Raw genomic sequence first — 26519 nt, forward strand, 5'->3', positions numbered from 1 at the left:
ACAATCGTTTATGGGATCTTAAGGAGGAGGCGAATTTGGTGAAATTCTTGGTTTTGGGTGTCAATAAAGATAACAAAGGCAATGAAGCCCTTGTGAAGTCAACCGTTGCAACAATAAAGTCCTTGATTGAAAATTGCAATTTTGTGTTTGTGGGTGTTAGAAATGAAAAGATTAAAGTTGATAATTCCTATTATTCTGTTTTAGAAAACCCCACTTATGAAATGAGTTTAAAGAAACCTTTAATGGTTTTGGGATCATTATTCCTACTTCTAAAAATTTTTCTATTTAAAAGGTTAAAAATGGAGATGAAATTTGAAAATAATATTATTTTAAAAAATATTCAGGAAGCCGATGTTTTAATTAACACTGGCGGCGACCATCTCTCGGGGGAATATGGAAGGTCGATTATAATAACACTTGTTAATCTTCTGTACGCCATTCTCTTAGATAAACCTGTTGTATTGTACTCTGAGAGTTTGGGCTATCCTAAAAATAGATGTCTTGGATTCCTGCTAAATTATGTTCTCGAAAGGTCTTCTTTAATATTAGTAAGAGAACCCAAATCCTATGAATATCTTCAGAATAGTTTAAAATCAAAAAATTATTACCTAACAGCCGATTCGGCATTTTTATTGAATCCTTCTTCAAGGAACCAAAAAAACGAAAATGATAACCATGTCATAGGTTTTAATGTGAGCCCCTTAATAACAAATTTTGCTAAATCTCTTGATATTCTTAAACTATCCATAGATACAATCGATTTCCTCCTTAAAAACAAGAATGTGAATGTTTTACTGGTTCCCCATGTATACGGTGAGGACTCTGACCTTAAGATCCTCTCTAAAATTTATGAACATTTTGATTCAGAGAGGCTTTTACTTATAGATAAAGAATATGATGCCGAGGAACTTAAATCAATTATAGGTCAGTGTGATCTCTTCATAGGCGCCAGGATGCATGCAACCATTGCAGCAACCTCAATGTTCGTACCCACCGTTGGGATAGCATACAGCCACAAGATGCATGGTATCATAGGCGAGATGCTAGGCCTGGAAGATTATATTATAGATATCGAGGATCTCAACTCTGAAATCTTAATAGAGAAGACATTAAAGGCATGGGAGAACCGGGAGGAAATACAGGACCACCTCAGAAAGGTCATCCCTGAGGTTAAAATGAAAGCATGGAAGAATGGAGAGCTTGTTAAGGAACTATGCGACTCACTTGGAATCTCCTAAAAAATCCATTCTTGCCTTTAGAGCTACAATCATAGAATAGAAAAAGATATACCTCCTTTTAATGGTCCATGGGATCTTCAACCGTGATGGTTCAAATGATAGGATGATTCTGTCAATGAAATCTATCTCAGGAAAACTCCCATTATACATGGACCTTCTGCACAACTTTTTCTTCATGTAAATATTATATATCTGTGAGAGGAGTGCCTTTTCAGGTTTAATCTTATCCATCTCACATATACCACCTTTCAGGATTCCGGCGAACTTCTCAGGCCATTTTCTAATGATTACAAGTGTCCTCCCTTTCTTTTCGTCTTTGAGTTCCTTGAGCCAGGGATCTGCAAAGGAGATGTCTGAGAGTTCTGCCATATGATCAGCGCATAGCCTGCATCTCTCAGGCATGAATAACTGCCCGAACCCGGATCCCCAGTACTCAGGTAGTAGTAGTAGGTCACCTGATTCTGTTTCAACCCTCAGACTCCCGGGCCAGCCCTCACCACGGTACCTTATGGACTTAACGTCCCCTGGATCAACACCAAGCCTTTCAAGGAGAAACTCCGTCGCCCTGAAACTTGGTGCATGATTGCAGACAATCCCCAGATGATAAACTATCCTCTCCCTCAGTTTTCTGCTGATCACCTCAGCCTTCCGCACCCCATGGATGTGGCAGGGCAGACCCACAACAGCGTACCTCCCCGGCACCTCAAGTATTTCTTTGAGGGCAACGTTGGCGGGTACGGGACAGTACTTGGATCCCCTGCTCTCGATGATCTCCGAAGGCGTCCTTGCAATGAAGGGTTCAGGTTCAAGGGGCCTCTCGGGATTCATACGGGTCACAAGGGCGCCATCGATGAGGCCCTCCTCCAGTAGATAAATCAGGATCTGGCTTATCATACCACCGGAGGACGCACCATACCTGAGTTCATCATCACGGCTGTGGGCAATGTAGCACTCCTCATAATTACCCATCAGCATATCATCAGGTTCCCTTCCAAAAACCCTCATGTTGAGGTCAGTGAAGTCAACCCCCACTCCGGGGCAGACCCTCAGGCAGACACCACATCCATCACACTCACCATCAACAAGGGGTTCATAGACACCCCTATCATGATCTATTCTCATCACAACACTCTCAAGGGGGCACATCGCCGCACAGGTTCCGCAGCCAGTGCAGAGGTCCCCAACGTCGCCGACATTCTTCATGTATTCCTCCCCAGAAGGTTCATTAAAAGGGCCCTGTCCTCCTCTCTGAACTCACGCAGAAGGATGAGGGATATGAGGTAGATTAAAGCTGCTGCGCCTATCACCAGCAGCAGGTTGATCTCCCTGAGGGGGTAGATCATCAGGGCCATGAGGGCTGATGCTGCAGCAGGTTTGATGAACTCCCGGTTCAGCTTCACATCCCCATGGGCTTTACCTATATAGTAGAGGAAGAGGATGTAGAGGAGGAGCTCAGAAAGCACCGTTGCAGCAGCAGCGCCGATATAACTGTAGTATGGTATGAGTATCATATTAAGGACTATGTTGAAAGCTGCACTTATACCAACACTAAGCATCCGGTACCCTTGCCGGTCAATGGAACTCAGAAGGGTCCCTGTTATGGTACTCACAAGCCGTATCGGGATGAAGAGTGCGAGTATCTGGAATGCAGGCACCGCTCCAGAGTATCCGCCGGCATAGAAAAGGCCTATGAATCTATCTGCAAGGACTAGGCATCCTGCAGCAACAGGGAAACCGGCGATTGCAAGGTACCTCGAGGATATCCTTGTGAAGCCACTCAGCGACCCGGCATCCTCCCGGAAGTACCTTGACATGACCGGGTAGACCGCTGCAGACACCATACCAGCCACGATCATGCTGAGGGCCAGAAGAGGGTTGTAGGCAGCATTGTAGATACCCACCGCAACGTCATCCCTGAGAAGGCCGAGAAGAACAGTGTCAATCTTAAAAAAGAAGACTGCGAAGAGTGAATTGAGACCGAAGGGCAGACCCATCAGGAGTAGTTTCTTCTGGAGCCCAGTATCAATGGATCTGGAAGGTCTTATGAACCTTCTGAAGCTCAGGGATGCTGCAACAGCAATATCCAGTATCCCTGCAAATACATAGACCCAGGCAACGACCATCAAACCGTACCCCATGATGAGCACACCCAGTCCCAGGGTTACTATGAACAGCCTCTCTATGATCTGGAAGAGTGCAACGTACTCCATCCTCTCCCAGGCCTGGAAGAGTGACAGGTATGTGCCTGAAACCGTTAAAAGAATATTGTAGATTCCAAAGAGATACAGGAGGATCGATGCATCACTAGACAGGTTAAAGGTCCACGCCAGGACGGCGATGAGGACGAATGTGAGGATTGAGAGGGGTATCTTCAGGAACACGGCATTGTTAACATAGTATGATGAAAGATCCCTTTCACGTGCAATCTCCCTTACGAGGAGCTGGTTAACCCCGAGATCGGTGAAGGTTACAAGTAGTGTTGTGAGGGAGAATGCGAAATTATATTTACCGAAACCGGCCTCTCCCAGGAACCTTGCAAGGTATATCATGAATACAAATGACATTAGGGCTGTTAATATCTGGGCACTCCCGGTAACACCGATGTTCTTGACTATCCTCTGGACCTGGTTCATATTTTAGCACCTGAAACATGATTAAAGCAGATACAGACTCTGGCTATCCTGAAGATAAACTGGGAACGGTGCGGATCACAGTCGCCATTCAGTATCTGAAGTATAAAAGCTGTCGCATCATATCTCTGGCTTTTCATTAATATAACTGTTCATGGCCTTTTGGGGATCCTTCATCCCTGGGCCTCAATGACCCTCTCAGCGGCAGACCCTAACCTCTAAGATTATATCACCCATAGAGTATCCTGCGGGGTTTCTCATTATCAAATCTCCCCCTGAGGCCATCAGAATAAGCGCTCAATATAAATCTGACCCTCCTGAAGGGTTTCTCACGGATACCTGTAATTATCTGAGCTGCGACCGATAGGAGGATTGCTCTGACCATGAAAATGAATAAACGTGCCCTGCCCATTTCCTTCCTCCGGAGCCATATGGAATTTCTGACACCGTAATACCGGAGCCACAGTTTATCGTAGGGTACCACCGGGATCTCCCTGCCGAAAAGACCCTTCGTGAGGTTACCCCTCTCCGCGGCTTCCTTGTGCAGAATCAGACTCCCGGGTACCAGGATGATCTTACCGGTACTCCTCAACCTCAGACAGTACTCCACATCATCGTAATGCAGGAAGAATTCCTTCCTTGGAAATCCTATCTCCCGGACCGAATCAGAGTTTATCAGGATCCCCACAAAGGATGCATGATCAATTTCAAGGGTCTCCTCCCTTAAATCATCCTCTGTCACAGGCCTCACAAAGGTTCCGAAGCTGTCGAAGTCAAAGAAGCCCCTGTGTATGTACTGGGGCCTGCCATCCGGGGAGACCTTGAGGTTGGCAAGGGCCGCAGTATCATCATCCGCATATCTGAGCAGGCCCTGAAGACTATCAGGGAGTGGTTCAGCATCATCATCCATGAGCCATATCCAGTCGTATCCATCATGGAAGGCTCTCTTCACGCCCTCATGGAATCCACCGGCCCCACCCGTGTTAACGGGCAGTCTGACATACCTGATAACGATTTCACTCCCATCAAGGGGGTTCTCAATCACTGCACCGTCCCTGTAACCCCTGCTCCTGAGGAGTTCAGGTGTCCCATCTGTTGAGGCATTGTCTATGATGTAAATTGCATCTAAGGGTCCTGTCTGCCTCCGCAGGGCTTCAAGACACTCCACGAGTAAATCCTTACGGTTGTATGTTACGACAACGGCACAGACCCTCAAGGCATCATCTCCTCACGCTTAACTCCCTTGCATGTGAAGACAGACCACTCAAAGTATCCTCTCCTCAAAGACCTGGAGGGCCCGCAGGACGATATCATCCATGTCATAGTAGCGGTACTCTGCAAGCCTCCCGACCAGTATAAGGTCCTCAAATTCTCTGGCAAGTTCAAGGTATCTTTCATACTTCGCCCGGGTCTCATCTGTGAATACAGGGTAGCAGGCCTCATTCTCCCCGTCTATGTGTGTGCAGGGGTACTCCCTCAGCAGCGTCGTCCTCCTGGAATCTGTGGGGTGGAGGTGTTTGAACTCGGTGATCCTGGTGAAGTCATAGTCGTTTGGGTAGTTGACGGTGGCAACCTCCTGGAACCACTCCGTGTCAGCGGATTCGAACTGGAGGTCCAGGGACCTGTAGGGGAGCTCACCATACCTGTAGCCGAAGAGCTCATCGATCTTACCCGTGAATATGACCTTCCCCCTGAACTCGGAGCCCATGAAGTGGATCTGCCCATCCCTCAGCTCGAGGACCTCATGGTGGCTGGTGTTGAGCATAAGCTTGATGCAGGGGTGGTCCAGCATCCTCTCAACCATGGCTGTGTAGCCGTCCCGTGGCACGGCCTGGTACCTGTCAGTGAAGTAGCGGTCATCCCGTGAGAGGACCACTGGCACCCTCCCTGTGACCTCGGGGTCCATCTCCTCTGGTTTCAGGCCCCACTGCTTCCTGGTGTAGTTGAGGAAGACCTTCCTGTAGACGTAGTCTGCAAGGAACTCTATGTCAGGGTCCCCTGACTCCCTGAGTTCCAGTATGGGGACCCTGGCACCGAAGCCGTACCTCCCTACCAGTTTCTCCTCGAGCCTCTCAGCCAGTGACTGGGGGAGGAGCATCCTCAGCGAGTTGAGGTTGAATGGCAGGGGGACCTTTGCCCCGTCTATGAATCCCAGGACACGGTGCTGGTACTCCCTCCATTCGCTGAACCCTGAGAGGTAATGGAAGACCTCCTCACTGTCGGTGTGGAGGATGTGCGGTCCGTACCGGTGCACCAGTATCCCGTTATCGTCAACCTCATCGTAGCAGTTACCACCAACATGTCTTCTTCTCTCAACAACCAGCACCCTCTCTCCGAGCTGGCTGGCTATCCTCTCTGCCATGACGGAACCTGCAAGGCCGGCGCCGACAATGATGTACTTGAACATGACAATGCACCTAAATTTTCAGGTAATTCATTCCTATTGATTCCTTCTCAAGTAGCCACTTCAATTTTTTTATCTCAGCATCATCGGGGGCTGAGAAATCAGGCATCTGGAGGTTCAGACTCCGGTACTTCTCAAGTCCCAGCCTGTGTATCCCGAGGACCTCAATGTGATCCACCATGTTCTCCCTGAGGAATCTGATGAGGGCCCGTATGTTCTCCCTGTTGAATGTGTAGGGCTTCACCGCCGGGAACCTCACTGTGAAGCTGCCATCAGAGATCCTTTCAAAGTTCCTCCTGAAAACCTCAGGGTCGCCGCCGGTGACCTCCCGGCACCCTGCATCATCCAGTATCTTCACATCAACCAGGAAGAGGTCCACCTCACCCTTTAACTTCTCAACCGCTTCGCCTGGGGCGAAGAGTGATGTTTCAACTGCTGCGGGGACTTCACCTATCCTGCGGGTGACACTGAGTATGCCATCGGCCTGGAGGAGGGGCTCACCCCCCGAGAAGGTGACACCGCCACCGGTGGAGCTGTAGTAGTCAAGGTCCCTGAGGATGACCTCTGCAACGTCATCTGCTCCTGTGAACTCACCGTAGACACCCATCGCAGCTGAGGGGCAGCTTCCGGCGCACTCATGGTGTTCAGGGAACCTGAATATGTCCCGGGGCTTATCAAGGAAGCTGCATCTCTTCACACATTCAAGGCAGCCGATGCATTTCTCCTCTTTGAAGTAGACCTCGGGTTCTCCCCTTATATTTTCGGGGTTGCAGCACCAGGGGCACCGGAGGGTGCAGCCCTTGAGGAAAACTGTGGTCCTTATACCCGGACCATCATGGACGCTGAACCTCTGGATGCCGGTTATCAGGAGTTCATCCACTGTAACCACCATGCTCTGAGTATTCAAGGGCCCTCCTGACTATTAACTCCCTGTACTCCTCTGGAAGGTCCCTGAAGTAGGCGCTGAATCCCCAGACCCTCACTATGAGGTCAGGGTAGAGTTCAGGGTTGTCCCTTGCCCGCAGGAGTACTTCAGGGTCCAGGACATTGACCTGGAGCTGCATAACACCCCTACGGAGACCTGTCCTTATGAGTGCCATGAATTCATTCCCTGCACGGTCAAGGAATGGCCTGTCGACCATTATATCAACAACACCCCCATTGAAGGCCTTCAGGTAGTCCAGGGCTGCTGCAAAGTTTAGGACCTCGGTGTAGGACATGCCGTCAGTGAATTTAAGGGGGGAGATGTGGACGCCGAGGGGTTCACCTGCGTGTCTCCCATCAAAGGATGCCCCGGTGGATTCCCCCAGTGTTATGTAGACCGGGGAACTTAAACCGAACTTGTATCTCCCCCCGAGTTTATCATGCAGCATCTGGATGATGGTGTTTGTCAGTTCCACCACCTCATCCTCGTCCATACCATACCCGGGAGAAATCAACTCGAGGCCCACCCTGAGTGCCTCGGCGGACCTGAAATCATCCCTGAGCACATCTTCAACCTCGGCGATGTTCATCGTCTTCTCATCATAGCAGAGCCTCCTGATGTTGAGGAGGGAGTTTATCAGGTTCCCCATCCCCACGGTCAGCACCCCGTTGATGGAGTAGCCTGCACCATCACAGATATCCCTGGAGTTCCTGATACAGTCAGGGAAGAGGAGTGAAAGGAGGGGTGATGGTTCATTCCTGACCGACTCCACATTCTCCATAACATCATCGATGTACCTGTGCAGCTCCTGCCGGTACCTCTCAAGCAGTTCACTGAATTCACCCCTGAACCCGTGGAGGGCATCCTCCAGGGGCTCCAGGAGGTTCAGATTTGCCAGGTTGTTCTGGTCAGAGGACCTCCCAGGGATGAGTGGCTCCCAGCAGGCAGATGTCGCGTACTCCAGGGCGTCTGATCTGCTGTAGTACTGACTGAGGGCGTCCACGATGACATCGTCATTGGAGAAGAGGGGATAACCGAGGCCCTCCCTGAGGCACCGGTAGCTGAGCTCCCATACATCATCAGGTGTTCTGCTGTTAACCCTGAGCACAACCTTGGGGTCGGGTATTCTGAGTTCCAGCATGACCTCCAGGAATATCCGTGTGAGGTCGTTGTATTCCCCTCCGAGGACAATCACCTGTCCTGTGTCCCCGGGGAGGACGTTGCTCTTGAACTCATAGCAGGAGGAGACGCTCAGGATGAAGTCCCTTATGAGTTCACGGGACTCCTCAGGGTCCTCATGGTACTCCTTAAGGATGCTGTCGAGCCTCCCAAGGCCGATGAGGGGGTGCCCGTACATCCAGATGAGGGAATTCATGAACAGTATTGACTGCAGTGCCTCCCCCAGGGTTTCTGCCGGCTTCAGGGGCACCCTTCTGAGTTTATCTGCGATTTCAGGTGAGTGCTCAGCGCACCTCTCAAGGTAGAGCTTAACAGCCCCCAGGGCCCTTCTGAGGATATCCGGGTAACCCCCAGGCTCATCTTCTATCATCTCCTCAATACCCTCAAGGCCCCTCTCAACCAGGAGTCCGTAGTCAGGTGTGAGGTTTCCAAGGCGCCTGTAACCCTCTGTCTCCAGGACATGGATCCCGGTGTCTATACTGTAGAAGAACCTGTCACCGGGATTGAAATGTATGCGGGAGTCCCTGCAGACCTTCTCAAGTTGATGGAGCCTTCTTTCAAGGATGTCCTTTTTGCTGGAGCTGATTATCCTCGTTTTAATGCAACCCAGGCCCTGCTTCCGGTATAAGGCATGATAGGCCCTTAAATAGGGGAAGAACGGTGTTCTCCTTGCGATCTTCAGCATGGTGTTCTTCATAGCACTCCCATCCTTCTGAGTATGATATACTCAATGATTCCGATAATGATTTCGGTGGTGACAACTGCAACCGCGGCACCCGCTGAGCCCAGGAGCATGACAAGTCCCAGGAGGAGACCGACATGAACCACACCTGCAAATATGACGATCCTCGTGAACTTCTCCTTGTAGCCGAAGGATACCAGCCCCTGGACACCCAGGATGTTGTTGGCACCGATTGCAAAGATTATGAAGACCAGTATCTGGAGGAGGGGGATGCTCTCATCATAGGATGGACCCGCAAGTATCCCCACGATGAGGGGTGCGAGGAAGACGAGGGCAACAGACAGCCCGAAGGTCAGGACCCCCATGAAGATCAGCATCTTCCTCAGCTCATACTTCGCCCTTTCACGGTCATCCTTCTGGATCCTTGAGAAGTAAGGGTAGATGGCCTGACTTATGGGTGATACGATCCCCTGGAGGGCCCTGGTTATATCCTCTGCCACAGCATAGTATCCAAGGGTTGCGCTGCTCACAAGGAGTCCCAGTATGAAACGGTTGGATGTGGTGTAGAGGCTTATGGCCAGGGTTGAAATGAAGAGGTGCCACCCCTCAAGGAGCTGCTCCCTTATATCAGCAGGGGATGGAATCATGAATTTCACACCGAATTCCCTCATGACTATCCTCTGACTGTATAAACCAACGGCCATGAATCCCGCCGAGTTTATGAGGGGCACGTAGAGGTAATCTCCGGGTCCCCGCACAGCAAGGAATATGAGTGCGGTGTAGATGAGGGAGCTCACTATCCTCAGGATGCTTATGTACCTCATCCTCTCAACTCCCTGGAAGAACCAGACCGGGAAGAGGAGGTTGCCCACAACGAGGCCGTAGGTGAAGATGTAGAGGAGGTAATCTGATCTGAACCTGTCGATCAGGAAGACCGTGACGAGCATGGCCATGAATGTCACTGCCAGGAGGATTGTCTTTGTTACCATAACCGAGCTGTAGATCAGGGACACCCTTTCAGTGTCATCACGGTGTATTGAGATCTCCCTGGTGGCTGAGAAGTTGAAGCCATAGTCTGTCAGTATCTGGAAGTAGGTTATGAAGGCAACAGCGAAGGCGACCTTACCGAAGTTGGCAGGACCCAGGACCCTGGTGAGGTAGGGGAATGTGATGAGGGGGAGGAGGTACTGCACGAGCTGTATACCTGTGAGTGAGATTATGTTATCCAGGACACGTCGATGTTCGCTGTTTGATAATGGTGATGGTATCTTCATTCAATCATCCTTTCTCTGATGAGTTAATCCCTATGAGGAATGCCGGGACCTCCAGAAGTGTTAGAATTCTCCCGGCTTCACGGTTTTTCCCCTTTTGAGAGTATATCCCTCCCAAAAAGCCTTTAAGAGGTATTTGAAACCGGATGGTTTATATTTAAGGCATTGATAGGTGACGATAATGAGGGTCCGCAGGGGTCTTAAATACCTCACAAGGATGTTCTCTCCATACTTCCTATCCAGATAGATCACATTCCTCAGATGATAGAACCCCTTCCAGTTGAAATCTGGCTCTGCAGCCACTTTTTTGATGAGCCTGGCCCCTGATACCATATAAATTGGCCCATAATCCCGCAGCCTGATGGCGTAGTCTGTATCGTCTGCAATGATGAAGAGGCTTTTATCAGGGAATCCTATCCTTTCTATGGCTTCTCTCTTTATAAGGAGTCCCTCAAAGGATATGGCTGATATCTTAAAGTATTCCTCTTTAAGGTCATCATCAGTTATAAAATCGTATGTGAAGTGTTTGAGGGGATTTCTGAAGTTGAAAGTCTTTGTCTCACTAATGAAGAGCGAACCCTGGAAGAACCTCACAGGAGCAACTGCGGAAACATCTTCAGGAATTCTTTCAGAGGCTTTGAGAAGTTTTTCAAGGGTATATTCTTCTGGTTCAACGTCATCATCCATAAGCCATATCCAGTCGTATTCATCATGGAAGGCTCTTCTGACACCCTTATAGAATCCTCCGGCGCCTCCAGTATTTTCATTGAGCCGCACATAGACAATTTTCAGTGACCGCCCATGATGGTCCGGCAAGTTTTTCACGGACCCATCCGGGTCATCTATGTAGCCCCCCTCCATGAGTAGATGGGGTGTTCCATCTGTTGAGGCATTGTCTATGATGTAGATTGCATCTAATGGTCCTGTCTGCCTCCTCAGGGCTTCAAGGCACTCCACGAGTAAATCCTTACGGTTGTATGTGACGACAACAGCACATATCTTCATTTTTCATCTCTCCATGTTCGAGGATCTGCATTCACTGTCTACTCCAGGATCTTTTATCAGTCCAGTCCAGTCCAGTCCAGTCCAGTCCAGTCCATCCTATCCTATTCCTCCCTTAAACCTACAGCAGTAAAAATCTGTCGCACCCCACATCATCATACGAAAAGTTTAAATAATATTACTTATTACTTTATTTCATGGACTTAATAAAGATCGTGTCCTGCCTTGAGGAGGGCAACATCATCCACTGCGGCGGGAACATCAGGGACACCTACCATGAACTCAGTGAAAGGGCAGAGGAACTCAACCTCCAAGCCGCCCTGGTCTACCTGGTATCACCCATGCCCCTCAAGGCAGGCCTCCTGGAGATAATGAGGGCCCATGACCCCGGTGCACAGGAGAAGCTTACCATCACAGAGATAATGACGGCCATAGCATCCCTCGAGAGGGAGACCTGGGTCTTCATGGACCACTTCGAGGACCTCACAGGGAAGGCGGCAGGCAAGTACCTCTGGCTACACACCCACGGGAGGGTGAAGTACATGGCCGGCCTCACCGGGACCTTCAGGGGTGAGGTCCAGTCCTTCTACTCAACCTTCAGGAAGCTCAACCCATCAAGGTGCCTGGATGGTGACTCAGTAGACGTTACGGTCACGGTGATGGCCCTCATATCAGTCTTTGCCTCACTCTGCTACCTGAGGGCGGGTCTGGAGTACGGTATTCTTGTAACGAGCACGATCTGGTTTGCCCTCATAGTCTTCAGGACAATCAACTACATTGTAAGGTGAAATAGGTGAAGTTAAGGACTCATGTAACAGCTGCAGTCGTTCTCTTCCTCCTGATCAACTTCCTGTACCCTGTAACGACAATCATCAAAGGGGCCCTCCTCGCCGGGGCTGCGGGTACAGTCCCTGACCTCCTGGATTACCTCACAGGGAGGCACAGGGGCATCGGACACACACTCCTAATTTTACCACCCCTTCTACTCTATTCACTGAAGAGTCCGGAGAACGGGGTCCCGCTCCTTGCTGGAATCACATCCCACATTCTCCTGGATCTCTTCACGGTCCATGGATGCCCCCTGCTCTACCCCCTCAAGGACACACCCTACCACTGCCTCCAGAGGAAGAAGAGGATAAAGACAGGGACAGCCGGTGAGTGGGCCCTCCTATCATTCCTCATAGCCGTCACGGTGGTCACATCCCTGGTCTCGGCGGGCGCACCCGATGATGCACTCCACCCCCAGCTCAGCAACAGCAGCAGGGAGGGGCAGTGCAGGACCATGAGTGTGGACATCCAGGTTGATGCGGACAGGGACGTCAACGTGACCTCCTACCACACCAATGGCTCAGAGAGCATCTTCGTGGACTTCAAGGATGATTGAAAACTAACACTTTTTAATACATTTATTACTGGAGTAAATAATCAAAAACTTTTTATTATCAAATAAGTAATACTATTTCTGCAATTTAATCATGGAGGTGATTGGATGGAAGGCATCAGAGTAATACTTATGGCAGTGTTCCTGGTCTTTGTCCTGCCGGGAACGGTGAGTGCAGAGAACACAGCAGACAACGGGACAGTGGATGTTCTTGTGATACACTCCATTGAGGGTACCAGGGTCGTGAATGATGCAGCCCACCGGGTCCTCGAGGAGTACCCTGACAGGAACATCACAGTGAGGGTCAGAAGCTCACCCCAGATAGTTAACTCCACACCGGAGGAGATAGAGGCCCTCCTCAACTCATCCGACGTTATAATATGCAACTACCTGGGGACAGATGACTATACAAAGATACTGAGGGTCCTGACAGATAAACCAGAGATCCTGAATGGCAAATTTTTCGCACTCTTTGACGGTGCAAGCGGAATCGAGCTTGTGAGGATGAGCAGGATAAATGATACGCAGGTTTTCAGTGGCGTCCCTGACACCGTGGTGACTGCGGTGAGCAGGGCCCTGAGGGTCCTCGAGCCACTCCCATTCCTCGAAGGCTACGTAAACCAGTACCCCCAGATAGCCATCTGGGCCCAGGGTGAAGGATACTACTGCTACAGGAACGTGGAGAGCTACAGGAACCAGATACTATGGGCTGCCGATACATGGGCACGTACAAGGAACATCACACTGAACGTGACCTATGGTCCTCCAAGGGCCGTTTCAAGGGAACTGCTCTACCGTGACGGAAAACTCTACGATAACCTCACTGATTACCTCAGGGACTACCCCATCGACCCATCAAGACCAACGGTCGGCCTGATAGAGGCAGAAAGTAACATGCTCGGAGGTGGCGCAGCGCACATAGACATGCTCATAGACAGACTGAAGGACACCCTCAACATAATCTCGGTGGTTGCAAGGTACGGTGATAACGCCTACTCTGCAATGGTGAGGTTCTTCACCACGGCACCGAATATTGCTGCATTCGAGGCAAACAGGACCCTCTACACATCACGTGTGGAGGCCATTGTATCATTCAGCACCTACCTCCTCGGGGGGACATCATCAGAGAAGGTTAACAGCCTCCTCAAGTTCATGAACGTCCCGGTACTGAGGGGGGTCGTGGTGAACACAAGGACCGTTGATGACTGGCTCGTCTCCAGTGATGGTGTCACACCATGGAGCAGGGATGACATAATGGGACAGGCAGGCTTCCCGGAGACCCAGGGCCTCATAGAACCCATAATCATCGCTGCAGCAGAATTCCAGGCCGATAACATCACAGGGGCATACACATACTCCTACTCACCATTACCTGACAGAATAGAGAAACTGGCGCAGAGACTCATAAACTGGGTCAACCTGAGAATAAAACCAGAATCAGAGAAGAAGATAGCCATAATCTACTACAACTACCCCCCAGGAAAATCAGAGATCGGTGCAAGCTACCTCAACGTACCAGAGAGCATATATGAAATCCTTCTGAACCTCCGGGCCAGCGGCTACAGCGCAGGTAACATCTCAGGCGCAGCTGAACTCATAGGCCTCATGGTTGAGAGGGGGATAAACATTGCAAACTGGGCCCCCGGCGAACTCGAGAGACTGGCAGATACCCCGGGTGTCGTACTGTGGGATGCAGAGGAATATCAGGCATGGTTCCAGACCCTCAACCCCATCGCAAGGAGATACGTCACAGAGGGCCCCACGGCATACATTGAGGAGCTGGTGAAGCTGGCCCTCAGCAGAGGTACCAGCGCAGTCACACTGATGAAGACAGTGGACACATGGTACGCTGAGATGAAGGACAACATAAAATCATCTGAGAAACAGGTGGAGGGACTTCAGCTCCTTGAGGTCATGTACACCGCACTCAGGGGAGTAATAAATGGCAACTCCAGCATGTGGACCACATTCAGGGCGGCCAGGGAGTCATTCATGTTACTTGCCATACCCGGACTCTGCGGGTGGGGTGAGGCCCCTGGCAACGTCATGACGGTTACAAGGAACGGCCGGAAGTACATCGTCATACCCGGATTCATCCTTGGAAACGTCTTCATAGGGCCCCAGCCCCAGCGTGGATGGGAGGCCGACCCTGAAATGCTGTACAGTGTTGGCATACTGCCTCCACACCACCAGTACCTCGCATACTATGCATGGATAAACAGGGTCTTCAATGCCAGTGCAATGATACACATGGGTACAATGGGAAGCTACGAGTGGCTGCCCGGGAAGGAGGTGATGCTATCAGAATATGACTTCCCGGACATTGTCGTCGATACAACACCATCCATATACATATACCGCGTTGATAACGCCGCCGATGGACTTGCAGCAAAGAGGAGGGGCCTTGCAGTTATAATAGACCACCTGACACCTGCAATGAAATCAACGACCCTGTACGGCGAACTCCTCCAGCTCAAAAACCTCATAACAGGCTACAAGAATGCAGCGGATGATCCGCTCAGGAACCAGTACCTTGCAGAGATAAGAACAGCGGCACTCAAAGCAAAGCTCGGGGATGAACTGGGCCTCAACATTGAAAACACGACAGCCGATGCACTCATACCTGCAATATCATCATATCTCCTGAAGATTGAGGGCACCCTCATACCCTACGGTTTACACACCTTTGGAAGGGAATGGAGCCATGAGGCCATTACCTACATGGTGGCCTCAATGATCTCAACCGGTGACACATCCATCTACCGCTTACTGGCAGCAGATTATGGATGGATCTACGAGGAAATCACAGTTGATCAGCGAATGATACTGGAGAACAGGACACTTGAAATGATCCAGGCCCTCTTAAACGGCTCGAAACCAGAGAACATCACGTCCTCACCGGACATCATTGCAGTGCTCCGGAGCGCAGCAGAGTACATTGAACTCATCAGGAACAGCACCAGGATGGAGATGTCATCCCTCCTCAACGCACTCGCAGGGGGCTACGTGGAGCCGGGACTCGGTAAGGAGCCCCTGATGAACCCATCAGCACTGCCCACAGGGAGGAACTTCTACACAATAGATCCAAGCATAGTGCCCACATCAGCGGCCTACAGTCTGGGAGCAGAGATAGTGAGGAAGGTCCTCGCCACCTACACCGAGCCTCCAGAGAAGCTTGCAGTGGTAATCTGGGGAGTGGACACAGCAAGGGACGACGGGGCCATGGTCGGATTCGTCCTGAACCTCCTCGGTGTGAAGCCGATATGGAGCAGCTCAGGACAGGTGACAGGCGTGACACTGATACCGCTGAGTGAACTCGGAAGACCAAGAATAGACGCCGTGGTCACAGTGAGCGGACTCTTCAGGGACGTCTATGGACAGGCAGCCGTAACAATGGACAGGGCCTTCCGCCTGGCTCTTGCGGCATCCTACCGCACAGTACTCACAGAGCACCCCGAGGTTTCAGAGGCCCTTGAGGCAGCCGTCAAACCCCTCAGAGCTGTTAAACTCTTCCAGGAGGGAAATGACCCCATCCAGATGAACAGGGTGGCAGGGCACTGGCTTGAACTTGTCCTCAAATACATGAACGCCGGTATGAATGCATCAACAGCAGGTAACCTTGCAATATACAGGATATTCGCTCCACCCATGGGATCATATGGTACAGGGGTCAAGGAGGCAGGTGAGATGTCCTGGACCTACAATAACACGGATGAACTCGCAGATCTTTTCATAAGCCGCATGGGCACATCATATTCCGAGACGGGATGGGGTGTTAAGAACGTCGACCTCTTCGCGGACCTCCTGAAAGGTGTATCAGCGGTCTACCAGGGAAGAAGCACATACCTCGTTGGTGTGGCAGAGAACGATGACATGGCAGACTACCTTGGAGGATTATCACTGGCCATAAAGAAACTCACAGGAACTGCGCCATCAGTCAACATCATAACAACAGCAGCAGGAAACCCCCAGTTAATGTCACTGCAGGAGGCACTGGCCCTTGATATGAGGTCAAGGTACCTTAACCCTGAATATGTGAGATCACTCATCTCTGAGGGCTATGCTGGTGCCAACAGATTATCAACCGCAGTGCGATCCATATGGTTATGGCAGACCACGGCACCCGGAAGTGTTCCCTCATGGACATGGGATGCGCTCGCCGACACATACATAAGGGATGTTAATGGGCTGGGTGTCAGGGACTGGCTTTCAGGCAGGAACTCCTATGCACTGATAAGCATAACCGGTACAATGCTCACAGCTGCATATGAGGGCCACTGGAATCCTGATGAGGCCACCCTGCGACTGCTTGCATCAACATGGGCATCACTGACAGCCGAGAACGGTGTAGCCTGCTGTGACTGCAGCTGCGGTAACATAGCAATGATGCAGTGGACCATGCAGTACCTCAACCCGGATCTTCTCTCAAGGGTCAGGGAGAAACTCTACGCTGCCACCAGGAGCTCAGCATTCGCACCAGCCTCAGATGGAGGATCCACACCAGGAGTCCCATCAAATCCAGGAACAGTGACTCCAGGAACATCAGAGAACCATGATGGAGGATCAGCACACTCCACAGGATCCTCAAGGAGAGCCACAAGCCCCGAAACAGAAACAGAGTCGTCAGACACTTCTCCAGGTGAGACAGGTACCGGCAGCGCCTATGAGGTCACTGAGAAGGGAGGAACTGTGCAGGCGAAAACAGGTCTCCCGGTAGCAGCCATACTGGGTGTTGTTGTCCTCGTTGCCCTTGTGGGTGTTGGATACTTCATTGGAGGGAAGGGGAGGATCTGAACTCCCCACCCACATTTATTTTTTCTCTGATCGATTGTTTTTACCTGTATAAACCGGGACCAGGCCTCGTTTATTCTGTGAGCTACAGAATGCAGTAAAAATAGTTTATTTGCTTGTATCTGCCCATGGTCTTGTCGGTACTCCATCGAGTGAAAATCAGGGGTTTATTTGCTTCTTCACTGACAGGTCCTCTAGAACATCCTCATAGTCCCTCCGCCAGGGAGGGGAGACTATGCAAAGGAATGAGAGCTCCGACTTCCCGGTGTTCTCAATGTACTGGACAGCACCGGAGGGTATATGGATGGCGTCACCCTCCTTCACTGTGAATGACTCATCATCGATGTGCATGGTGGCCTCACCCTCCATGATGTAGTAGACCTCCACTGATTCCCTCAGACGGTGGGGCTTCGAGGCCTCACCTCTCCTGAGGATGGCATGGGCCAGGCTGAAGCCCATATCCAGGCCCTCATTGTCCGGGTGCAGGAGCTCACAGAGGAGGGTCCCGTCAGCGGCCCTGAAATAATCGCACTCCCTGATATTCCTTATGTTCATTGCCGGTACCTCATAGAGTTCACATGTAAAGGTCCTTTTTAAGCCGGGTCATTGCCGGTACCTCATAGAGTTCACATGTAAAAGTCCTTTTTAACCCTCCGGGCCTCCCATGGCTTTCCCTGGGGGTGGTGGATGTAGTCTGCACTTAGAACTATACGACCATTCTCTGACCTCAGGGTGAAGTTCCCACCGAAGAACGTCTCAACCCCGTTTATCCTGAAGTCCCCCTTAAAGGTCCTGCCGTCGTTGCTGAAGTTCCCGCCACCGTCCCAGGCAGCGCAGGTCATCCTGTAGTGACCCCTCAGCGGTGTGCTGAACATTGCAGACTTCAGGTCACCCCTGAGGAGTAGGTAGATCGTGTTCCAGGTGACGTCGATGTGGTCTATGTGTCCGGTGCCGCTCAGACCGCTCTCATTGTAACATATGGGTGTACCGTTGACCTCATGGGTGTCGAAGTTCTCAGCCCCCGGGAGGACTATGCTGAAATTGAAGTCTCTCCCGGTACCGTTTATGGAGTAGTATCCTCCAAGTGAAGCCTCCCCCGCCTTATTTGAGGGTATGGATGTGTAGGATGTGTAACTGTAGGGTATCTGTGAGAATATGGCCTCATCAAAGAACTCAACTGCAAGTACAGGGGCCCCGACAGCCACCACAACTACGGCCATGATTATGAGCACTCTCCTGTCCATTAAATTCCTCCATTCTGTCATGATGTTAAGGGATCCCCCTGAACACTATCAATTATCTGCCTTCAATGTTAAGTGATTATCCTCATCCTCTTCACCGGCCTCCCATCATCCCAGGTCCCCATCCCTGTGAGTTCATCCATATCTGCAGAGGTGAGGGTGTCATCCTCCAGGTTAATGAGGATGTCAAGGACCTTCCAGTAGCCACTGTAATCCAGGTTATCCACGAGTAAACCGTATTCGTCTGAGACCGCAAATGGTGAGAGATGATCAGCCACCAGGGTCCTGTCTGACTGTACAAGGAGGAAGATCTTCCTGCCGGATGGTATCTGGGGGGTCATCCTCATTATACGGTGGGAGTCAGCGGTACCCGTGATGGTGTCCGCGTCACCGGCCATCACAACCAGGATGACGTCCCCTGGAATTTTTGAGAGGTTCTGGAGTTTCCTTCCACCCTCTGAGTCCCCTGGCTGGATTGAGAGCACCGCCACGGGTTTGGGGATGTCACCCCTCGCTGCGAGGTTGACCGCTATGATCCCTCCTGCTGAGTGCCCTGCAATGTACAGTCTTCCATCGAATTCGCCGTCGAGGTCACCGAGGGATTTTCTGACAGCGTAGGCGGTGTTCTCTGTGAAGTTCTCTGAGCTGGTATCAAGGAGGTTCTGATAGCGGGGGTAGACCACGATTCTACCATCCCCTACAAGGTGCCTTATCCAGGCCATATAGAAGATGGGTTCAGTGGCTGCCCAGCCATGGATGAGGACCACCACGGGGTATCTTCCAGGTGCTGCAGGTCTGAATATCCAGTACCTCTGACTCCCCTCACCATGGACCTCGCTCACCATCCCCTCATAGGGCGACCCATCCATGTTCACCTGGGGAATGGCAACAGGTCCTGCATGGACCGGGACTGAACCGAGGATCAGGGTGATGAGAACCAGTCCCGCTTTAATAAAGGGTTCCATATGATAATTATTTACCGCTGGTTAATTAATCTTTCATCTTTTCATGTGAAAATTCAGATATCTGCTTAATCACCAGGACGGCTCTCCTCAGCTCAACACTATCTGGAGGAGAATCCTCACACATGTTGATGACGGTATAGTGGGGCCGGGTGCAGGGTGGAGGGCGAAAATGAGGTTAAGGGCGGAGCTCCTGGAAAACCATCCTCTGATCTGGAGACAAATCATGGAATAACCCGCTAACTCCCTTACAGGGGAGACCGTGGACTCTGCTGGGATGAGCCATAACGGAGGGGATATGACGTCAGGGCGTCTCAGCGCCCTCCTTCAAGGCATATACGGGCCCCGCATGATGGACATACAATGTAGTAGAAGTGCGCCCTCTGGCTGCCATAAACCTCGGCCACAACATTGGCCCTGCAAAGCGGGCAGAAAAGGCGTTTCATGGTACCCCCAACCAGACACAATATTATAAATTAATTAAAATTTTTATTAATATATACCTTTTTTGCTTATCTCATCTGCACATCACATTCATAATTTTCATTTCAGATGCACAGATGTTAAGAGCGTCCAGGTCCACCCTTTACTGAAGATCAGGGATCAGCTGTGCTGCAAGTATCCGAAAGATTTTATTAACATGATCCCACAGAAGTTCTATGGGTGCTAAACTTGGAACCTGATTCTGCAATCTTTGCAAGGAGACTCTCATTTTCATTTGCCCTTGCAGTTATAATCCTCTCGGCCCTCACAATCACGGGCCACCTTATGGGGATCCCCCAGCTAAGGGGAGAGATCATGGGATCACCACACACGCAGCCGATGACCGCCGCAGTGTTCCTGATGCTGGGGTCCGCCATAATTCTTCTCTCAAAGCAGATCAGAACCCCAGCGCTCTACATTGCAACCTTTCTACTTGTCTTCTACACCCTCACCGTCACCGGGTATCTTCAGACATCCATCACAGGGTACGGTTCAAACTCTCGCTTCATATCATCAATCCTCTTCATCATCTACGCCATCATACTGATCCTCTTTTCGTCCTCAAGGTACACGGCACCCCAGGTACTCGCCTTTTCAGCCGGGACAGTGGCCTACTGCGTGGCCACAGGATACCTTGGAGGTGTTGGAGTCTACGGCCAGTACTTCCAGATGGCATTCTACACCGCCATCCTCCACCTCCTCACATCCACATCATTCCTTAGCCTCTACCCTGAGGAGGGTATAGTTGCACCCATACACATGTCCTTCACCGGAGGGCATCTGGCCAGGCTGCTCATCCCCATCATGATAGCCAGCATAACCATCCTGGGCCTCTTCACCATGAAAATAAGTCAGAGGCTTTTCCCTGGATTCGGGGAGGTGTTCCTCATGGGGATGACAGCCTCCCTCACCATAATAGTTGTTATCCTGGCATCGGATGAACTCAACAGGATAGATGAGAAGAGATCAGAATACCAGAGGGACCTCCTCGAGGCCCAGAAGTTCTTCAGGGATGTTGTTGAAAACCTTGCAGAGGCTGTGGCGGTCTTTGACAAGGAGGGGAGCATTATCTACAGGAACTCTGCCATGAAAAAACTGGGGATCATGGATCTTCCACGGCCATCATCCAGTGGCGAACCTGTCATGATTGAACAGATGAAGGTGGGTGATGGCCACTACACGGGATGGATGGTTCCAAGGTTCTCTGACGGAAAATTCACAGGATACATCGTGTCACTCACAGATATCACGGACCTTATAGGGATACAGAGGTCCCTCGAGTCCACAGTGAGTGAGAGGGACGCTCTTCTTGCAGAGGTCCATCACAGGGTCAAGAATAACCTCCAGATAATCATGAGCCTCCTCAATATTCAGGCCATGAATGCCAGTGAAGAGGCGCGTGAGGTCCTGAGGGATGCCCAGAGCCGTGTGCGGGCAATGGCTATCCTCCATGAGACAATCTATGATAGCGGAAACTTCACTGGTGTTGATATGGGGTCCTTCATAACAAGGCTCATTGAGAGACTTGTAAGCGCCTATGGGGTCTACGGTATCCACTTCAGGGTGGATGCAGACGTCCGGGTGAACCTTGAAACCGCAATACCCCTGGGGCTCCTCATAAATGAGGCGGTTACCAACTCAATCCGGCATGCCTTCCCCTCAGGGGAGGGCAGCATCACAGTGACGATGGAATCAGACGGGCTACTCTACCTGCGGGTTGAGGATGATGGTACCGGCATGGAGGGTATACCCGATGGTACCGTTGGTCTGTCGCTCATGAGGGCCCTTGCAGATCAGCTTGAGGGTGAACTTGAGATAGAATCAGATCAGGGTACTGTGGTGTCCCTAAGGTTCAGGGAACTCGAATACATGAAAAGAACCTAGTGCGGGACACGCTGTGCTGGTTTTCAATATCTGCAGTTATAGAGATCCGGTTTTTTGCGGATTTTAAGGGATCAGCTGTTGAATGGGATCTTCCCGGTTAAGGATCCAGTTTGTCGCAGTTTTTCAAAAGGATTGGCTGTTAAATGGACCTTCTATATCAAAAAAATAAAAAATAAAAAATTTAAAATGGCAGTTCCGCGTAGTAGCCCTTTATACTGGCGCTCTTCCAGTTCTTTATGACTCCAAGGGAGTTCATGTTGCTTGATGCGTCAGCGTTAACCCAGGAACCATTTATGTAGAGCTGTGCCCAGACATGGCCGTAGGTGTTCCCTGAGACGAATGTGCATGTGGCATGCACATACCTGGCTGCTATGCCTGAGGCCCTTGAAAGGGCAACCAGGAGGTGTGTTATGTCAACACAGTTTCCTGTCCTGTTTTTGAGTGTGCCCACTGCACCGTACCTGGTGTTGTAGTAGAAGCTGTAGTCTATGTTGTCACGCACCCAGTTGAATATCGCTGTCGCCCTGGCAGTAACTGAGGTCAGACCCCTGGTGATGCTTGCTGCAAGGGATCTTATCTCTGTACTTGTAACCTGGCAGTTCGCTGTTGAGGCCAGGTAGCTGCCTGAGAATATGGAACTGTCAACCGTGACATAGTTGGGGAGCCTTCCATTATCCTCCTGGAATGCCACAACCTTTGACAGGCTGTAGAGGAGGACGTTGAAGCTCAGGGGCCCTGCACTGGATGATATCTGTGACGGCGCAGTGCCTGTTGATGACATGTAGCTCAGGACCTGTGACGCGATCTGCAGGTACTCATCCTTCTGGATTGTCCCTGAAGCCTTAAGGGTTGTGGCTGATGGTTCACTGAAGGATCCAGGTACAGGATCCTTACCTGTGAGGAACTCTGCCAGCAGGTAGAGGAATCCGGCGGGTGTAACCTGACTCTCACCGAGGCTAACATAATTGGGGAGCCTGTAATTTGACTCAACGAATGCCTTAACCCTGCTGGCGGCATCCATGATCATCGATGCGGTGATTGAATTTTCAGCAGACGGCTTTGTTGTTGCGGATGGTATCCCACCCAGAAAGTCTTTATCGATCAACCCGTACCTGAAGAGGGCGTATCCGTCGGCTCCTCCACGGAGGGCTGAATCTATATCTCCCCTGAGCTCATCTGCAGGTATGGGCGTCACATCACTGTCGGATCTGTAGGTCTGAAGTCCGGTCCACACCTGTGCACCGGGGCTCCTGGCCTTGATGTAGGCAGTTACATTCTGTATCCATGAGGAATCCTCCCGGTAGTTACCCTTGTAGACCATCGGCACAAGGACGTCCAGATACTCTGCAAGCTGGGTGTAGTTCTGGCCATAGTAGTAGGCATTTGATCCCTTCTCTGGCATCAGGGCAGCCGACAGTAGAAGCCCGGGGTTAACAGATTTAACGGCTTCACTGATCCTCCTGACTATCCCTGTTATGGTTGCTGTTGAGTTGGGCACCTGGTATGCGTTTCCAGGGTACCGGATATAGTCGAGGTGGATACCACCAACCCCTGGAATGCTGGTGTATGATAGCACCCTCCGGGTGAGGTTATCAATGAACTGCTCTGCATAGCTTGTGTTGTAGCCGTATCTTGTCTCTGTACTGGTAACCGTCTTTGTAACTGTCCTGTACTTTATGGTGTAACGTGTCTCCTTGACGTACCTGTAGGAGGTTTTCTTAACGTAGCGGTACTTCCAGGTGTATCTCCACTTACCCCTGTACTTGTACCATGACTTGTACCACTTCTTCACATAGGTTGTGTAGGCCTTCTTCACTGTTACAGTGTAATAGTACTTGTAGGGTTCCTTGACTGTGACCTTGCTGGTGGTTGTAACATTGTAGGCGTACCTGCCGGTTGGGTCAACCCATTTGCCGTTAGCATCCTTGAGGCAGATGACCCAGGCACTCACCCTTATACCCTGGGCTGAAGTGTTACCGAGGAATGAGGTGAGGTTTGCTCTGAAGCGTTCATCATTGAAGGCCAGCTGCTCAAGGAAAACATCAGATATACCCTTACCTTTGAGTTCACTGAGGTTGACCTTTCCCATGTCATAGGCCTTGACCCAGATGGCGCCGTGTGCCTGTTCTGTTGTTGTGTTTTCCTGTGTTTGTGTTGTGTTCTGCTCTGCTGTTTCTGTTGTGTTTTCCGTTGTTGTGTTTGTGTTCTGGGCCTCCATATCCTCTGTGCTGCTGTCTGCCATTTCAACGGCAGACGCCACATTTGAGCCCATGAATGAAAGCACCAGAACAAGGGCTATTAGAATGTTCAGCTTTCTCGAAATTTTACCGCCTCCACTGGGGCTAAAAACCCCATGTAGACTCTTAAAAAGGCCTTTATATATAAACATTGTGGTTTAAAAATTGAAAAAAGACATTATTAGAACTTTTTAAATCAAATAAGACAATATTAGAGTCTTTCACGGTTTTCATTATGCTCCGTGAGTCTGGATAACAGCTCCTAAAAAGATAAGAGCATTCGCGCTCCGGATCTAATTTCGGAGCCACCATATAACCGCTGTTCAGAGGAGGAGGTCTGCGCATGTCAGATTAAGGGGGTAATACAATGTTTGATCAACTCTCCACATAAACCCCTCACTCCTCAAGCTCACAGACCCCACTGTAACAGCTGAATATCTCATCTGAGATCCTCCTGGTAGCCTCACGCTTCTCTGAAACCACCACATCGGCCCCTGCCGTGTAGAGCATCTCAGTATTCTCAAATCCCCTTATCCTCGCTATTATCTTCATACCCTCATTCAGCGCCCTGGCTTCATGGATGGCATGGACCGTGGACCGGTAGTCTGCAATGGCAATCACCATCACCGCAGCCTCCGGGACATTGAAATGCCTCAGCACGGCCAGGTGCGTCCCATCCCCATAGTAGACATTGAGACCCTCATCGCGGGCCCTTCTCACGGCTTCAGGGTTGACATCCAGGCCTATGTAGGGTATACCATGGTCCTCACAGGTATCAGCAAGCCTCCTCCCGGTTATACCCATACCTATGATTATCAGGTGGTCCCTGAGGTCCACAGAGGGCCTCCTGTAGACCCTCCCATTCTTTATCCGGGGGTGGAGGTCCGCGCGGACTATCCTCTCTGAGATCCTGGGTGAGAGCGATATGAGGAAGGGGGTGATGGCCATGGTTATCAGTGAAACCGAGAGGAAGGCCTGGAATGTTAAACGGTCCATGAGGCCGTAACGTAGCCCGGTCTCAGAGAGTATGAAGGAGAACTCACCGATCTGTGCAAGGACAAGGCCCAGAAGGACCACAACCCTTGCGGAGTAGCCCATGACGAATCCAACGAGGCTGTTCATGACCACCTTTATCATGAGAACCCCGATAACCGCAAGGACTATGAGGTAGATGTGGTCCAGGAAGAACCTCAGATCCAGCAGCATACCCAGGGAGACGAAGAAGAAGCTCAGGAAGACCTCCTGGAAGGGGAGTATTGTCCCCTGGGCCCTGTGGGCGTATTCTGTGTTCGCAACGATGGAACCCACCAGGAAGGCCCCCAGGGCGGGTGACAGGCCCACCTCCCCTGTGAGCCAGGTGACAGAGGCGCATACAAGTATGACTGTGAGGAGGAATATCTCACGGCTCCCTGTGGCCGCAACCACATCGAAGAGCCTGGGCACAAGCACCTTGCCGATACAAGGTTCCCAAGGGAGCACAGCACCGGCTGTGAGGAGGGTTCCCAGCGCCGATGAGGGGTCACCCACCACCCCGCCAAGGAAGGGCACCGTGAGGATCATGGGCACGGCTGCAACGTCCTGAAATATGAGGATGGCCAGGGAGGCCTGTCCATGGGGTGCCTCTGTCTCATGGAAGTCCTGGAGGACCTTGAGGACCACAGCTGTACTGCTGAGTGATATCAGGAAACCCAGGAAGACGGCTTTACCCGGGCTTAGACCCAGCACCATGGTGAGGATGGTCACCACCGAGACAGTCAGACATATCTGGAGGGTTCCACCTATAAGGGCTGTTCTTCTGAACTCCCCGAACCTTTCAGCTGACATTTCAAGTCCGATTGTGAAAAGAAGCAGTATAACACCCAGTTCAGCCAGGCTCTCAATACTCCCTGATGACACAGCCCCGAGGACAGATGGACCGGCTATCACCCCGGTCACAAAGAAGCCCAGAATGTGGGGTTCCTGGCCCGGTTGAGCAGAAGGAGGACCATGAGTGCCAGGCTGAATATTATGACAATCTCCCTCATGAGTGGAACGTCCATGTTAACACCATTTTAACTTTCTCTGACCGGTTTCTAATTAGCTTTTGTATCCGGTGTTCATTATCCCATTCTGCCTCGTGTATCCGGTGTTTATTCCGGGGCTCTGATCTGATGGCAATGGTTCCTGTTATTATGGATTATATATGATGTTCTCTCAGCGGAGCGAACCA

General features: G+C 50.9%; 19 protein-coding genes. 5 read left to right on the top strand and 14 right to left on the bottom strand.

Annotation, left to right across the window (positions count from 1 at the left end; genetic code table 11):
- Positions 1–38: 38 nt before the first annotated feature.
- On the top strand, positions 39–1238 hold the full coding sequence (locus MTH_RS01560; protein ID WP_158296319.1) for a polysaccharide pyruvyl transferase family protein: 1200 nt from the start codon (positions 39–41) through the stop codon (positions 1236–1238).
- Here MTH_RS01560 and MTH_RS01565 read toward each other — a convergent pair.
- The 8 genes from MTH_RS01565 to MTH_RS01600 form a co-directional block, all read right to left on the bottom strand.
- Positions 1221–2441 (bottom strand): Coenzyme F420 hydrogenase/dehydrogenase, beta subunit C-terminal domain, encoded by a 1221-nt coding sequence (locus MTH_RS01565; RefSeq protein ID WP_010875980.1) that lies wholly within the window; start codon positions 2439–2441, stop codon positions 1221–1223. The genes MTH_RS01560 and MTH_RS01565 overlap by 18 nt on opposite strands.
- Complete coding sequence (locus tag MTH_RS01570; RefSeq protein ID WP_010875981.1) at positions 2438–3871, bottom strand: flippase; 1434 nt, start codon at positions 3869–3871, stop codon at positions 2438–2440. Before MTH_RS01570 ends, MTH_RS01565 begins: the two co-directional genes overlap by 4 nt.
- A 226-nt stretch (positions 3872–4097) precedes the next feature.
- Complete coding sequence (locus MTH_RS01575) at positions 4098–5084, bottom strand: glycosyltransferase family 2 protein (protein WP_010875982.1); 987 nt, start codon at positions 5082–5084, stop codon at positions 4098–4100.
- Between the two features lie 48 nt (positions 5085–5132).
- On the bottom strand, positions 5133–6275 hold the full coding sequence (gene glf, locus MTH_RS01580; protein ID WP_010875983.1) for a UDP-galactopyranose mutase: 1143 nt from the start codon (positions 6273–6275) through the stop codon (positions 5133–5135).
- A 10-nt stretch (positions 6276–6285) separates the two neighbouring features.
- On the bottom strand, positions 6286–7179 hold the full coding sequence (locus tag MTH_RS01585; protein ID WP_143485728.1) for a glycyl-radical enzyme activating protein: 894 nt from the start codon (positions 7177–7179) through the stop codon (positions 6286–6288).
- A complete protein-coding gene (locus tag MTH_RS01590) occupies positions 7145–9073 on the bottom strand; it encodes a pyruvate formate lyase family protein (protein WP_010875985.1) in 1929 nt (642 codons plus the stop codon). Before MTH_RS01590 ends, MTH_RS01585 begins: the two co-directional genes overlap by 35 nt.
- Positions 9070–10332 carry an oligosaccharide flippase family protein gene (locus MTH_RS01595; RefSeq protein WP_010875986.1) on the bottom strand — a complete coding sequence of 421 codons (1263 nt, stop codon included), beginning with the start codon at positions 10330–10332 and terminating at the stop codon, positions 9070–9072. The genes MTH_RS01590 and MTH_RS01595 overlap by 4 nt, the downstream gene beginning before the upstream one ends.
- 60 nt (positions 10333–10392) lie before the next feature.
- Positions 10393–11334, bottom strand: a complete 942-nt coding sequence (locus tag MTH_RS01600) for a glycosyltransferase family 2 protein (protein WP_010875987.1) — start codon at positions 11332–11334, stop codon at positions 10393–10395.
- Positions 11335–11528: 194 nt separating this feature from the next.
- On the opposite strand from MTH_RS01600, the gene MTH_RS01605 reads away from it, so the two are divergent.
- From MTH_RS01605 to MTH_RS01615, 3 genes are all read left to right on the top strand, one after another.
- Positions 11529–12119, top strand: a complete 591-nt coding sequence (locus tag MTH_RS01605; protein ID WP_010875988.1) for a hypothetical protein — start codon at positions 11529–11531, stop codon at positions 12117–12119.
- A 5-nt stretch (positions 12120–12124) separates the two neighbouring features.
- The gene (locus tag MTH_RS01610) at positions 12125–12715 is read left to right on the top strand and encodes a metal-dependent hydrolase (RefSeq protein WP_010875989.1); all 591 of its coding nucleotides are present in this window, start codon (positions 12125–12127) and stop codon (positions 12713–12715) included.
- 105 nt (positions 12716–12820) lie between these two features.
- The gene (locus MTH_RS01615; RefSeq protein ID WP_010875990.1) at positions 12821–17506 is read left to right on the top strand and encodes a cobaltochelatase subunit CobN; all 4686 of its coding nucleotides are present in this window, start codon (positions 12821–12823) and stop codon (positions 17504–17506) included.
- A gap of 156 nt (positions 17507–17662) precedes the next feature.
- Here MTH_RS01615 and MTH_RS01620 read toward each other — a convergent pair whose 3' ends face one another.
- From MTH_RS01620 to MTH_RS10150, 4 genes are all read right to left on the bottom strand, one after another.
- On the bottom strand, positions 17663–18058 hold the full coding sequence (locus MTH_RS01620; protein ID WP_010875991.1) for a cupin domain-containing protein: 396 nt from the start codon (positions 18056–18058) through the stop codon (positions 17663–17665).
- Between the two features lie 71 nt (positions 18059–18129).
- Positions 18130–18747, bottom strand: a complete 618-nt coding sequence (locus MTH_RS01625; protein WP_048060796.1) for a hypothetical protein — start codon at positions 18745–18747, stop codon at positions 18130–18132.
- Positions 18748–18815: 68 nt separating this feature from the next.
- Positions 18816–19709: an alpha/beta hydrolase family protein gene (locus MTH_RS01630; RefSeq protein WP_010875993.1), complete on the bottom strand. Its 894-nt coding sequence runs from the start codon at positions 19707–19709 to the stop codon at positions 18816–18818.
- Between the two features lie 311 nt (positions 19710–20020).
- Positions 20021–20152 (bottom strand): hypothetical protein, encoded by a 132-nt coding sequence (locus MTH_RS10150; protein ID WP_269889740.1) that lies wholly within the window; start codon positions 20150–20152, stop codon positions 20021–20023.
- A gap of 226 nt (positions 20153–20378) precedes the next feature.
- On the opposite strand from MTH_RS10150, the gene MTH_RS09280 reads away from it, so the two are divergent.
- Positions 20379–22073 carry a sensor histidine kinase gene (locus MTH_RS09280; protein WP_052261149.1) on the top strand — a complete coding sequence of 565 codons (1695 nt, stop codon included), beginning with the start codon at positions 20379–20381 and terminating at the stop codon, positions 22071–22073.
- Positions 22074–22254: 181 nt separating this feature from the next.
- Here the strand turns inward: MTH_RS09280 and MTH_RS09285 are convergent, their stop codons facing one another.
- Positions 22255–24345: a pseudomurein-binding repeat-containing protein gene (locus MTH_RS09285; RefSeq protein WP_052261150.1), complete on the bottom strand. Its 2091-nt coding sequence runs from the start codon at positions 24343–24345 to the stop codon at positions 22255–22257.
- A gap of 361 nt (positions 24346–24706) precedes the next feature.
- A complete protein-coding gene (locus MTH_RS01645) occupies positions 24707–26245 on the bottom strand; it encodes a cation:proton antiporter (protein WP_010875997.1) in 1539 nt (512 codons plus the stop codon).
- Positions 26246–26519 lie beyond the last annotated feature (274 nt).

The sequence above is a fragment of the Methanothermobacter thermautotrophicus str. Delta H genome (genome assembly GCF_000008645.1).
GTDB lineage: Archaea > Methanobacteriota > Methanobacteria > Methanobacteriales > Methanothermobacteraceae > Methanothermobacter > Methanothermobacter thermautotrophicus.

Coding starts and splice junctions, on each gene's coding strand:
- MTH_RS01565 (WP_010875980.1), bottom strand. CDS start 2,441: ATGAAGAATGTCGGCGACGTTGGGGACCTCTGCACTGGCTGCGGAACC.
- MTH_RS01570 (WP_010875981.1), bottom strand. CDS start 3,871: ATGAACCAGGTCCAGAGGATAGTCAAGAACATCGGTGTTACCGGGAGT.
- glf (WP_010875983.1), bottom strand. CDS start 6,275: ATGTTCAAGTACATCATTGTCGGCGCCGGCCTTGCAGGTTCCGTCATG.
- MTH_RS01590 (WP_010875985.1), bottom strand. CDS start 9,073: ATGAAGAACACCATGCTGAAGATCGCAAGGAGAACACCGTTCTTCCCC.
- MTH_RS01595 (WP_010875986.1), bottom strand. CDS start 10,332: ATGAAGATACCATCACCATTATCAAACAGCGAACATCGACGTGTCCTG.
- MTH_RS01600 (WP_010875987.1), bottom strand. CDS start 11,334: ATGAAGATATGTGCTGTTGTCGTCACATACAACCGTAAGGATTTACTC.
- MTH_RS01605 (WP_010875988.1), top strand. CDS start 11,529: ATGGACTTAATAAAGATCGTGTCCTGCCTTGAGGAGGGCAACATCATC.
- MTH_RS01615 (WP_010875990.1), top strand. CDS start 12,821: ATGGAAGGCATCAGAGTAATACTTATGGCAGTGTTCCTGGTCTTTGTC.
- MTH_RS01620 (WP_010875991.1), bottom strand. CDS start 18,058: ATGAACATAAGGAATATCAGGGAGTGCGATTATTTCAGGGCCGCTGAC.
- MTH_RS01625 (WP_048060796.1), bottom strand. CDS start 18,747: ATGGACAGGAGAGTGCTCATAATCATGGCCGTAGTTGTGGTGGCTGTC.
- MTH_RS01630 (WP_010875993.1), bottom strand. CDS start 19,709: ATGGAACCCTTTATTAAAGCGGGACTGGTTCTCATCACCCTGATCCTC.
- MTH_RS10150 (WP_269889740.1), bottom strand. CDS start 20,152: ATGAAACGCCTTTTCTGCCCGCTTTGCAGGGCCAATGTTGTGGCCGAG.
- MTH_RS09285 (WP_052261150.1), bottom strand. CDS start 24,345: ATGGGCTCAAATGTGGCGTCTGCCGTTGAAATGGCAGACAGCAGCACA.